At 37.6% G+C, this 13,176-nt stretch carries 5 protein-coding genes and 1 pseudogene; all 6 read right to left on the bottom strand.

Going from position 1 to position 13,176, the window contains the following annotated elements; all coding sequences use genetic code 11:
- Positions 1-110: 110 nt before the first annotated feature.
- Positions 111-3,377, bottom strand: a complete 3,267-nt coding sequence (locus tag AC6ER8_RS02555; protein ID WP_497079072.1) for an autotransporter outer membrane beta-barrel domain-containing protein — start codon at positions 3,375-3,377, stop codon at positions 111-113.
- 173 nt (positions 3,378-3,550) lie between these two features.
- Positions 3,551-6,139: an autotransporter outer membrane beta-barrel domain-containing protein gene (locus tag AC6ER8_RS02550; protein ID WP_497079070.1), complete on the bottom strand. Its 2,589-nt coding sequence runs from the start codon at positions 6,137-6,139 to the stop codon at positions 3,551-3,553.
- 202 nt (positions 6,140-6,341) lie between these two features.
- Entirely contained in the window at positions 6,342-7,838 is a 1,497-nt protein-coding gene (locus AC6ER8_RS02545) for an autotransporter outer membrane beta-barrel domain-containing protein (RefSeq protein ID WP_497079068.1), read from the bottom strand.
- Positions 7,839-7,886: 48 nt separating this feature from the next.
- Positions 7,887-8,054 (bottom strand): annotated as a pseudogene (locus AC6ER8_RS02540) (hypothetical protein); the annotation flags it as partial.
- 29 nt (positions 8,055-8,083) lie between these two features.
- Complete coding sequence (locus AC6ER8_RS02535) at positions 8,084-9,493, bottom strand: hypothetical protein (protein ID WP_497079066.1); 1,410 nt, start codon at positions 9,491-9,493, stop codon at positions 8,084-8,086.
- Between the two features lie 931 nt (positions 9,494-10,424).
- Entirely contained in the window at positions 10,425-13,082 is a 2,658-nt protein-coding gene (locus tag AC6ER8_RS02530) for an autotransporter family protein (RefSeq protein ID WP_497079065.1), read from the bottom strand.
- Positions 13,083-13,176: the final 94 nt, after the last annotated feature.

Raw genomic sequence — 13,176 nt, 5'->3', positions numbered from 1 at the left:
ATTTCTTAAAATACAATAAATATAAAACTAAAGAGCTACTTTTAATACTTAATATAACAATATAATACTATATATACTTATATATAAGTTACTATATAGTTTATGTATAGCTAAAAATGATAATGTAATCCAGCAGAGAAACTTGCTCCCGCAAAACCTACTTTCTTCAATCTATGCTGATAAGCGACATCCCCATGAAGAGAAAGCTTGGAAGAAAGTTGCGCCTTAAATCCAAGCCCTGCTTCCACAGAAGAACCAAAAGAACCTAACTGGAAATCATCTTTAAAAGAGACAAATTTCCTATCTTCAAAACTGTGCGAATAAGAAAGCTTGCTATAAAAGGAAACAAAACGTCCCTCTTCAGAAACATTAAGTGTCTTACTTAAACGCCCACCAACACGCCCCACCCAGTGATGAAATTTTCCCAAATCAACATCAATATGATCAATATCATATGCCGGATTAAACTGAAGATGCTGATAAACAACCTGAAGCTGTGGATCAAAAACAATTCCTTTATAGCCTATTGAAAATGTTTTGCCACTCGTTAAAGAACCACTAAACTGTTTTCCCTTTAATTCTACAACCTTGCCTCGTGCAAGCGTCAAAACATCACCCTTGAAAAGACCATAGGATAACACCCCATCGATATAAAAACCCGTCTCATGCTGCAGACCTCCATAGGCCCCAACAGACCATTTATCAAACGTGCTTTTTTTGCTTTGTTCAACATTCTGAGGAGCAAGAGAAAGATTTCCATAGTTCCCTAAAGCCCCAAGAAATGTCCGACTATATAAACTCTCAATCTCGTTTAACAAAACCCCTGCTTGAAATGCATTATAATCGAGCTCAGCGCCATAACCATATTCAAAAGCCGATAAATTAGAAGCATAATAATGGCTCCCCCCATAAGCATGCAGAAAAAAGGCTGTCTTTTCATCATCTCTCCCCAAAGAATAAACAGCATTCCGCATAGTCTCTAACGTCTTATTTTGCATGGTTATCTCCATCAACCCCACATGGAAGAAAGCATTTGGCAAAAGCAGATATGTTGGCAATTGAGGAACAACAGCTCTAATTTCTAATTCCGGCTGAACATCAAACGGGATAGAATCCGTAGACGAAGGATCAACAGGAGCTGAAGGGTTAGAAGGTTTTTGTTCAACAGTTACAGAAGGAGGAATAACAGAATCCGTAGATGAAGGAGTGACAGGAACAGATGGCTTAGCAGGCATAACCACATCAGTAGAAGTCTCAACTGGAACAGTTGGGACAGAAGGAGACGTCGGCTGAGAAGGAGTAAGCGTAGAATCTGTAGGGAGCAATGTTTCAGACGGCTTAGATCCTTCAGGCAAAGAAGGCGTAGATGGGATAAGTGGGGGTTCAACAGTAGGAGGTTGTTCTGGGGAAAGAGTCTCTGTTGGTCGTTCAGAAGGAATCTTTTCCCCTTCAGGTTTAGGAGGAATCACTGTGGATGTCGGCTTAGAAGAATCTAACTTAGAATCAATGTAAACACTTTCGAGACGAAAATCCCAAAAATCTTCTTCCCCTGCAATCAATCTATTCTTTGGATCTGCTTTTCCAGAGGAAGAACCTGGACCATAACCATGAAGTTTATATTGGTAAGGGAAACCATTCACCGTCGTATAACTATTGACTAACTTAAAAGAACTCTCCTCTGCCGTTCCTGCAACTTGAATAAGTGAAATACTTTGACTACCTTCTTTACTGCCTGCTTCATTATCTAAAGTTTTGGAAAATTTCTCCATACCAATAAGGGTGGTTCCAGAAACATCACCATAGATCAAAATGCGATCTGTTTGTTGAGGATAAAATAAACCATCTTTATCCATAAATGCGCTCATCTTAATCTGAGCATTACCTTCTGCACTGTATACTTTATTAGGAAACTTATCCATACCCGCTGCTTTATCGGTATTATCTAATGCATGAATATTATCTCCATTAGATATTTTGTTTCCAATATACAATGTTTGGTAATCTTGAGAGCCATATTTCTCAAAAACAACGGTACTATCAACAAGACTTAAAGTAGAAAGCGATGAAACCGTAAAGTCTGCTTCTTGTGAGCCTTGATATTTACGCTTAGTAAGATACCATGTTGAACTACTTCTTAAATGTAAATCAATACGAGAGCTATCCTCAATGCGTGCTCCCCCTGTAAGAGTGGAAGAAGAGGCTTGAACACGAAGAGAAGAATTATTTTCAGCTTTTAATAACAAATCACCAGAGATTTTTGTATTTTCCGATAATTCAAGGGTAGCTTTAGCCCCATAACCAGAATCCCCCGTACTATAAATAGCAATCCCCTCTGGAACTAAAAAATTTGTCTTTGATAACTGAACAGAAGCCTTTTCCAGAGCAAAGCCTTGCGCTCCCAGATTTCTCAGATTTCCCCATATATCATTGGAATCTAATCCATAAAAATACAGACCATAGGTTCCCTTACCCTGAACCGAAATATTGGACTTTTCAATCTTAATATTCGTCTTCTTCAACGCATCAGCTAAATTAAATCCTTGCCTCAACAACCTACCTTTATTACGCACATTTCCTGAAGCATTTTTAATCAGAAAGACATGCATATCACTCAGTTCAATAGAACTATTATTTAATTGAACAAAACCACCTTGAGAGATATCAAAAGCTTCTGGTAATTTATTGATACTTCTCTCACCAACGATAACAGTTTCCTGTTTTCCTTTGCCCTTAATGACAGAACTATCAAAACTATACTCTCCCCCATACAATGATGAAAACGCACCTTTCTCATTAAAAGTAATGGTACTCCCTGACAGCCTAATCTTTGCACCCAAACTGCTAATCAGCGCCATCTCTTCTACACCATTCAATTCTTTTGGTGTCGTTTCTTTTGGTGTCGTTTCAATCTTAACACTCACTAAAGCAATATCCGTTCCTTTACCCAATGCAGAAATAGCATGAGAAATCCCCATAATAGTGCCATCTGTCATGCGAATAACTGCACTTTCAGCATGAAGAGCAGGTATATTATTAAAACTTGAATCTTTTAAATTAAGATGAGCTCCCTCTTTTGCTAATGCACCATAACCGTATAGTTCATCTGAGTTATCACCCGTAACAGTTATCTGAGAGGCATCAACAACTGTACCTGCTTTTTCTATATATAAAGCTGCAATAGAATCGGAATGAGAAGAAATTACCCCAGAATTTTTCAAATGATAAGTTTTATTTTTAAGCGTATGTTTTTTACCATCACTACATTTGTAAAACTGAGCGTTTGGATCACAATTTGCATTAACACTCACGATTGGTAAAAAAGAAACAACCGCTGTTGTAATAAATAAAAATCTATACCTTCTTAAGATATTAACCATAATTTATCCCCAATTTTCCCTTCTTCCCCCCTTTTTATTTAAGAATAAACAAGAGCTGAAATAACGCTCAGTTAAGCCCACAAAAAGTAAGAAGTATAAAACTGAAATGATCGTTTTATACTTCAAACTCCACTCTCTACTTACGAAAAACTTTTCTTATATTTCATCAGTATCTAAAAACGATAGCGTAACCCGCCTGAAAAAGTCATCCCTGAAAAACCTGCTTTGCTAAGACGCTGCTGATAAGTTACATCTCCACGCAATGCAAAATTTGAAGACAACTGGGCATTCATCCCTAATCCAGCTTCTAAAGAAGAACCAAAAGCTCCTAATTGGAATTCATCTCCAAACTGCACACGTTGTTTTCTCCCAAAGCTATTGGCAAGATGAAGTTTTCCATTGAAAGAAATAACAGAACCTTCTTCAGAGGCAGCAAACGTTTTGCTTAGAGATCCTCCAACACGCATAAGCCACTGACCAAGGCTCCCCATTTCAATATCAAAGTCATCAATATCTAACGTCTTATCAAACCGCACATTTTGATAAATGACCTGGACCTGCGGATCAAAAATAAGCCCATCATGTCCTGTCTTAAATGATTTCCCTGCAATCAATGAAGTACCCAAAGGAGTTCCTTTCAATGTTGCTGTTTTACCCCGCTCACGTGTGAGAACATCCCCTTTAAACAACTCAAAGGAAAAAAGGCCATCGATATAAAATCCTGTATCATGCTGCATACTGCCATACGCTGTAAGAGACCATTTATCAAAGGCACTTTTTTTGCTTTCTTCAACATCTTGAGGTTGTAGAGAAAATTTTCCATAATTTCCCATTATTCCAAAACTCAAAGTATGATCTGTATCCTCAATCGTATTGAGCAACATACCAGCCTTTAGTGCGCTATAATTCAAATTGCCACCATAACCATATTCAAACGCAGATAGATCAGAAACATAGCGATAATTTGCACCGTAACCTTGCGCAAAAAGGGCAGGATTTTCACCATTTTCTCCCAAAATTCTAGCAGTACTACGCAATGTTTCCAGCTGTTTGTTGGAATTATTCATATCCATCAAACCAACCTGAAACAAAGCATTCGGCATCAACAGATAAGTTGGAACTTGTGGAACAACAGCTCGAACGCCCTCTTCAAGAGAATGAGCAGAAGCATCATAATCAACTAAAATATTATCATGATGAACCTGAGATCCAACAGAACGAGAGACACGGGAACGAGCAACAACTTTCTTCACTTTAGAATAACGTTTTTGAAAAAGGTCATGAACATATTCAGCTTCAAGTCGGTAATCCCAAAAATCGCCGTTATACTCAATATCATTCCTCTTAACGGATCCATTCTTACTTTTTGGTCCATAAGCACGGAGACTGTATCGATAAGGTGCCCCTCTTAAAGCGACATAATCCGTTGCCAGTTTAAAGGAATCTTCCGCCGCCTTTCCATAAACCTGAATAATTGAAGCACCATGGCGATCCCCTTTCTTAGCTATTAGTGTCCTGCCTTTCCCTGTAATCACTGAAGGATTTACAATATACACCTTAGTTTTTCCATAAACATCACCATAAATAATAACTCGATCAGCTTTTACATTTTTGTTTTCACCGTTTGCAACAAGATGTGCATTGACATGCAGACGAGCATCCCCTCCTGCAACGTAAGCATAATCTAAGCCATTATCATCACTCAAGCTGCCAATGTTAAGGGTCTGATAATGAACACCTCTTGGTTTACTAAAGAAAATTGAACTATCAATAACCCTTACAAAGGAAACGGATGAATCATGCCTCTTATCATTTTTCCCTAGTGTCACTGTCCATGGTGTCACTGTCCATTGTGATTGATTGAACAACTCAATACTACCATAAGAACCTTTCTCAACATGTGCTCCCCCTCTAAGAAAAGACGCATAAGCATCAAGCGCAACAAATGAATTCTTTTTGACCTCTAATAACTGACCTGCAAAGATCTTTGAGCCTTCTGATGCTGTAATATAAGGATATCTTCTCGCATCATCACTATAAATCGCAGTACCATTGGGAATATGAAGTTCTGTATTTTTAAACCGAACCTCCCCTAAGCTCGCAAGCTGCTCACCTTCTTGATATTCATATTGCGAAGAACTTCCTCTAAAATGCAGACCATGCACTCCATGTCCTTTAAGAACGATCTTTGAGTTTTCAAAAGAAACAAAAGACATAAGATTATCCCGCAACTCAAATTTTTCTTTAAAAACAGGATTTGCACTTTCAATCGCTATGCCATGAACATCTGTAACATGAACGTTACCCTCATCAACGAAAAGAAAACCACCCTGCTTCACACCAAACACAGATTGAGATAACTTATTTTTACTACTTGTCTTTTCGCCATTCCCTGTAACAGACAATTTCTTAAAAGAAGTATTGTCATCTTTTGATACAAGAACTCCTGAAGTAATCTTTTCAGATTTATTAAATTCCAAAGTTCCACTAAGTTTTGGAGTACTGTTCTTTTCTGTACCTTTCTCTAACTTAATATTTACATTCTGATATTGCGATATAGAATTTATAGAATTTTTATCCAATCCCGGTACATATAATTGATCACCCCTTTTAACAGTCTCAGCAGCATCACATGGATAGGATTTAAAAAGAGAATTACACAAAGGTTTTTCCTGTGCATTTACATCTATATTATGCACAAAAAACAAAACAGACGTCGTAAGGGCACATAAAGATACATGGCGTTTTAATACTTTAATCATAATTTATTCTATAACTTTCTTTATTTAATCTTCATCGAAAACCCAAAAGACATATCTGGTTTATCTATGGATTGTTCCTATTATGTGCCGTTCACATAATTCGTTTTGTATTATATGTAAAGATAAAAGTCAGAGAAATAACACAATAATGTCACGTTTTGTGCATACGGTTTTCACAAAGAATATATTAAGAAAAATACAGCTAAAAATGATAGCTTAATCCACCAGAAAAATGCGTTCCAGAAAAGCCGGCCTTCGTAAATTTGTGCTGATAAATGAGATCACTATGAAAAATGATTTTTTCAGATAACTGCGAATAAATTCCAATTCCCGCTTCTAAAGAAGAGCCAAAAGAACCAAGCTCAAAAGCATCGTTAAAATACACAAATTGTTTATCGTTAAAACGACGAATAAAATAAAGCTTACCATAGAATGAAAGAGCCTGTGCTTCTTTCGTCAACGTCAGTGTTTTAATTAAATGTCCACCAATACGTAGTCCCCAATAATCTAGCCTTCGCATATTAATATTAAAATTATCAATATCACGAGTCTCATGAAACTGGAGATTTTGATAAACAAATTGGACCTGTGGTTCAAAAATAAAACACGGACAGCCTACCATAAATATGTTACCAGCCGTTAAGGAAAAACTTAAAGGTTTACCTCTTAATGCAGCCGTTTTACCTCGCTCTCGTGTGAGAACATTGCCATTAAATAGACCGTAAGAGAAGAGACCATCCAGATAAAAACCCGTATCATGCTGCATGCTGCCATATGCTGTAATGGACCATTTATCAAATATACTTTCTTGACGTTGTTTCACCTCTCGAGGTTGCAAAGAAAGTTTGCCATAATTTCCCATAATCCCAAAGGATGTTGTACTGTATGTATTTTCGATTTTCTTGAGTAAAATACCTGCCTCTAGTGCATTATAATCAAGTTCACCTCTAGATTCATATTCAAGTGAAGGCAAATTTGAAGTATAATGGTGATGTCCACCGTAACCGCGCAAAAATAAAGCGGGATTTTCATTAATTCTCCACAACCGATGAGAAAAAGTCCGCAGTGTTTGCATCTGCTTGTTTTGATTACTGATATCCATCAATCCAACATGAAATAAGGTATTTGGAACAAGAATATAGGTAAAAAACTGTGGAGCAGAAAAAAGCTCAAAAACAGGTGAACCAGATGTAAGCGGCACAACAGAAGAATTGGAAAGAGTAGACGGTGGGACAGATGGACCGGACGCCGAGGGAGCAACAACAGAAGGGATGTGAGAAACAGAAGGGGGAATAGAAGAGCCAGCTGTCGGCACAACAAGATGAGATTTGTGAATAGAGGGTCTAATAGGTTCAAGAGAGGGTGGCAGAGAAACAAGGGAAGAATTTGGAACATCCTGCATAAAAACATCAGAATTATTATCAAAATCATTAGATGAAGGCAGAAGAGGAGAAACAGATGAATCGACAGGAAAAGAAGAGCGTATCTCCTGATGAGTTTTTTTTCTAGAGTTAGAATCCATAAGCTCCCCCTTATCTCCAGTAATATGAGGATGAGTTTCAGGAAAAAAAGGAACGTCATCAGAAGGAGGAGGAACAACGTCAATAACAGGAATAATTTTAGCCGGATCAAGAGAGGGAGAATCAACAACTTGACTTTCAAGGCGAAAATCCCAAAATTTTCCAGTATTTTTAAGCACTCTTTGATTGGAATCGGCTTCCCCTAAAGTAGAGCCTGGACCATAGCTCTTAAGACGATATTGATAGGGGGAGGCATCAAGTGTGACATACCCCCCCTTTAACTGAAAAGAATCTTCAGCAGCTTGTCCATAAACCTGAACAATGGAAATCCCTTGATTATTACCCCCCTCTCCCGTCAGTGCTCCTGGACTTCCAGGAACCTTATAGATATCGATTGTTGTTTTTCCCTCAAGATCACCATTGATTAAAAGCCGGTCCGTTTTTTGTACTCCAAGTTCCCCCCTTTATCTAAATATGTATTGAGATAAAGCTTCGCATCGCCTTGCGTTTTATAGACAGTTCCTGATCCCTTTCCAATGAGCAGTGTCTGATAACCATTGGTTGTTTCAGATTTGAGTTCTTCAAAAATAAGAGAACTATCCGTAAGACTAAGTGATGAAACGAAGGAATAATCCCCTAACTTAGAATTAGAAACATCAGAACTTTGCAGTTTATCATATTTGGGTTGCGATAAAATCCACCTTGAACCATTTTTTAACACTATCTTGGCTGTCGAACTTTCATCCACATAGGCACTTCCTTGTAAGGTAGAAGCATCGGCCTCAATCGTAACATTGGAATGTTCAACAGCTTTCAGGAGTGAATCGCCAGAAACTTTTGAATCTTGCAAGAGTTTAACAGCGCTTTCAAATTGGCGACTATAAATAGCCGTACTTTCTGGAGCCACAAAGGTTGTCTTAGTTAAATGGACAGCTCCTTTTCCAGGTATAATTGTTTTTTTATCATTAAAAACAGCTTCCCAAAAAAAGTGCATACCATGAAATCCATTTCCTCTTACAAAAACATTGGAATGTTTAACATGGGCAGTATTATGATTATTTCCCTGCAATACAATGCCATGAGCCTGGTTAACATTAACGTTTCCCTTCTGAAAATTAATCATGCCTTTCCCCTGAAGCATACTAAAAGCTGAAGCTTCACGATAATTATCTGTCTTTGTTTCCTTTTTCCCCTTCCCAATAATAGAAACACCTTCTAAATGAATTTCTCCATCTCCTCCTGTTTGGACAGCAATACCCTCAGTAAAGTCAATTTTTCCGCCTTTCATATAGGTTTTAGCTCCACTATGACTCAAAAGACCTATCGCATCAGCCGCTGTTATAATCTCTGTCTTGGTCAAAGAAACAAAGGACTTCTCACTCGAAACACTGACCCCCATTCTGGTTGCTTTAATCACCCCATCCTGCATTTCAAAAGCGCCACCCTCATTAATATCGGCCCCTATCGACACGTTGTTTAACATGGAGTCAAACAGAGCAACACCTCCCCCCTTTGAAGCTTTTACACCCGTCGTCCAAGCGTTTTTTCCTGAATGGCTATTTACACTCAAAACACCGTTAATGATGATAGCGCTTCCCTCAATGACTGTATCTTCCCCTGATGCCTCTAAGGCTGCATCTAAACTCTCACCCGTGAGTTTATAAGTTTTCCGAGAAATTTCATGCGTTTGACCATCATTACAGTGATAAAATGAAGCACTTTCGCTACAGGAATATTCCTTCTTCTGAGAAGAAACTTCACCACCATCAGCATGATGTACAAAGAAAAAAACAACCGTTGTAAAACGACATAAAGAGAGATGATTTTTAAGCATAATTTTCTACAAACTTTCTTCCCCTTCTCTAAAAACAAGAAAATACGTGTTCTGTTGAATAACGTTAATTGCGTGTAATAATTTAAAATACATTTTGTATTTTTATATATCCACTACAACTCTCGTGTAAAGATAAAGGCTAAAAATATAGCAACTTAAGATTGTGTTTTATAAAAACGTGCAAAATAGAGATAATAAATCTCCCATACCCCAAAGTTGTAATCTCCAGAGAATTTATAAGCTTATACAAAAGGAGATGACATATCATCTCACACTTTATGTTTATCGCGCTCTTTAAGAGAGTCACAACTATCACGTAAAATAAAACGCCCTAAATAGAATATCGGTATATGACCAATATACATGCTTATTTTTAAGACACATACCTCTCAACGCATCCAATCCCATTTCACGAGTGCGCCTGTGAATAGTATAAAGATAAATTCACTAAGCCCTCCCATCTTTACATACAGGAATAAGAAAACCGACACCATTACTCACTTTGCCAGCCCTAAAATATGATAAAAAAACTTAGTGTTTGAGGCGGATCAGAAGAGGCTTCCTCGTATCCAGTTTTTATTTTCACGGCTCTCCCCCTTGTAACGTATATACGAATGGTTTTTATTGATTCAACATAGAACAAGATTTGAAATGAAAGAATCCCGCGATATTCATATTTCTCATTCAATATAAAAAAACGATGAATTATTATTATAAATCAGTATCTTGATTATAAGAGAAAAAACAGCATAAAAAGCAAAAGCTAGAAACTAGAAAGCCTTGATCTTGTTAAAAAAAAGAAACAAACATGCTGATGCAAAAAAACGTTTTTTAAAAGCTTATTTTCAAAATTGTCAATAAAAACAATCATAAAAAAAGCCACAAGCAATGCCTGTGGCTTTTTAAAAAATTAATCCAAAAGGCAGTCATCCTAAAAACGATAGCGCAATCCACCAGAAAAGCTGATTCCAGAAAAACCACCTTTACTCAACTTATGCTGATAAACCAAATCCCCATGAAGCGAGAATTTTTCAGATAAGCGGGCATTAAGCCCCAATCCAGCCTCTAGAGAAGAACCAAAAGCCCCTAGCTGGAAAGAGTCTTTAAAGTGCACAGACCTTTCTTTGCCAAAATCATGAGAAAAATGAATTTTACCATAGAAAGAAACATCACGGTCCTTTTCAGAGGCAGTAAGCGTTTTCGTCAAACGACCACCAAGACGGACCAGCCATTGATCAAGTTTACCCATTTCAATATTAAAATTATCAATATCATGGACTTCACTAAACTGAAGATGTTGATAAACAATCTGAGCCTGTGGATCAAAAACAACGCCTTCATATCCTGTGGCAATTTTCTGACCACTCATCAAGGAAACACTTAAAGGGGTGCCCTTTAATGTAGCTGTCTTCCCCCGTGCCAGAGTAAGAACATCCCCCTTAAACAAACCATAGGACAAAAGACCATCGACATAAAATCCTGCATCATGCTGCATGCTACCATAAACTGTCGCCGTCCATTTATCAAATGTACTTTTTTGACTTTGCTTAACATCTAAAGGCTGCAGAGAAAGCTTTCCATAAGACCCCATAACCCCAAAGGATAGGGAACTGTCAACATTTTCAATGCTTTTTAGCAAAACACCGGTCTCTAGTGCATAGTATCCCAGATCGCCTCCATAACCATATTCAAACGCAGATAAATCTGAAATATAACGGGAGCTCCCCCCATAACCACGCAAAAATGAAGCGGGATTTTCATGAACCTCTACGCCACGAGGATGAGCACGTTGTATCTCCAACTGCTTATTTTGATTGCTGATATCCATCAAACCAGTATAGAACAAACTATTCGGCAAGATGAGATAAGTTGGAACTTGCGGAACAACAGCCCTTACACCGCGTCCAGATAGAGGAACAATTTCAATCTTAGAAAGATTATTCTCAGAAGAGGCATTTTTAGGAGACGTACGTCCAGAAACCATAGAAGTATACTTATAATCAGCCAGTGATTGAACATCTCGACTTTCTAAGCGAAAATCCCAAAAATCTCCCTTACCCTCAACAAGCCTTTGAGCAGAATTCGCGTTTCCTAAATGAGACCCTGGACCATAAGCATAGAGCCTATATTGATAAGGCAATCCTTCCAATGCAATATAATCACCTTCTAACTGAAAAGAATCTTCTCCTGCTTTTCCAGAAACCTGAATGATAGAAATACCCTGATTATTTCCTCCCCTCCCCGTTTTTCCCCCTGGACTTCCAGAGACGCTTTGCACATGGACTATCGTTTTTCCTTCAACATCACCATAAATTAACAACCTATCAGTTTTCTGATTTCCAATCACTCCACCCTTATTTAAATATGTATTAAAATAAATATGTGCATCACCTTGCGCTTTATAAACAACACCTTCTCCCCTTCCAATACGAAGTGTTTGATAATCACTCATTGTATTGTCTGTGTTTTTTTCAAAAACAATAGAACTATCCATAAGATGCATCAACGAAACCAATGAAGCACCTACAGAACCAAAGCTGCGTAATTCTTTATTTCCTGATTTGGGCAGCAATAAAGTCCATTTCGAACCATTTGTTAACCGAAATTCAGCAGAAGAGCTTGCATCAACATGCACTCCCCCAATAAGCACAGAATCATCAACTGAAACCTTTACTAAAGAGCCCTCTACAGCCTTCAACAATAAATCTCCAGAAATTGTAGATTTTTCTAAAAGTCTAATAAGACCACCGGATTTAGTACTATAGATAGCCATACTATATGGAACTTCAAAAGAAGTCTTTCTCAATTCGACTTCCCCTCGCATGGGTAAATTCGTCTTTGGTAAACTTCCAAATAAGTCTTTCTCCCCACTAAAAATATAGGACACTGTTTTCAAAGAAGAGCCTACTGTTTGCTGGTTTTTTGCCTCTTCGCTTTCCACAAAGCGGATACCATAAGATATATCACTATTGATGGAAACAGTAGAATGCACAATATCAACCAAACCCGCATTTCCCAGCAATGATAGACCATGAGCATTAACAACCTTAACTTGACCTGCACCATAATAAATGTAACCACCATTCTTGGTCATCTGAAAAGCTGAGTTTTGTCTATGATTGTTTAAATCTATTGCCTGAATACCATTATCGATAATAGAAACGCCCCATAAGGCAACTTTTCCCCATTCTCCTGTATGAACACCAATACCACGTGATAAATAGATTTGCCCACCTCCTATCTCAACATTTCCATAATTATCTGCCTTTATACCGTACTTCCAAAAGTTTTTTGTCAAATCACTACTGTTATCTGAAATATCAGTAATAGATATGTTTTCGCCATCCACCGAGGTCCCACTTCCAAATACTTCTATAGCCACCTCTTTAACTTGATTCTCATCAGTTTTCTGATAAGTTTTATTTTGAATGCCATGCCTCTTACCATCACCGCACCGAAAAGGTATAACATTTTCAGAACAAACGACATTCTCCAAATAGATTGCATGCCCATCAACAGTATGTGTCAAAGAAAGAAGTGCGGTTGTAAAAGTAAACAAGGAGAGACGATTTTTAAATACCTTGACCATAATTCCACCATAATTCTGCCCCCGACTTAAGAGAAAAATTTAATACGTTTTGGTTTAAAATGCGTAGACAATTAATATTTTTTGTATTTTATGT

This window comes from Bartonella sp. SL320 (genome assembly GCF_059687635.1).
This window is presented reverse-complemented; position numbering and strand designations above follow the sequence as displayed.

Bases quoted from the DNA above. Each gene is read 5' to 3' on its own strand.
- AC6ER8_RS02530 (WP_497079065.1), bottom strand. From the start codon at position 13,082: ATGGTCAAGGTATTTAAAAATCGTCTCTCCTTGTTTACTTTTACAACC.
- AC6ER8_RS02555 (WP_497079072.1), bottom strand. From the start codon at position 3,377: ATGGTTAATATCTTAAGAAGGTATAGATTTTTATTTATTACAACAGCG.
- AC6ER8_RS02550 (WP_497079070.1), bottom strand. From the start codon at position 6,139: ATGATTAAAGTATTAAAACGCCATGTATCTTTATGTGCCCTTACGACG.
- AC6ER8_RS02535 (WP_497079066.1), bottom strand. From the start codon at position 9,493: ATGCTTAAAAATCATCTCTCTTTATGTCGTTTTACAACGGTTGTTTTT.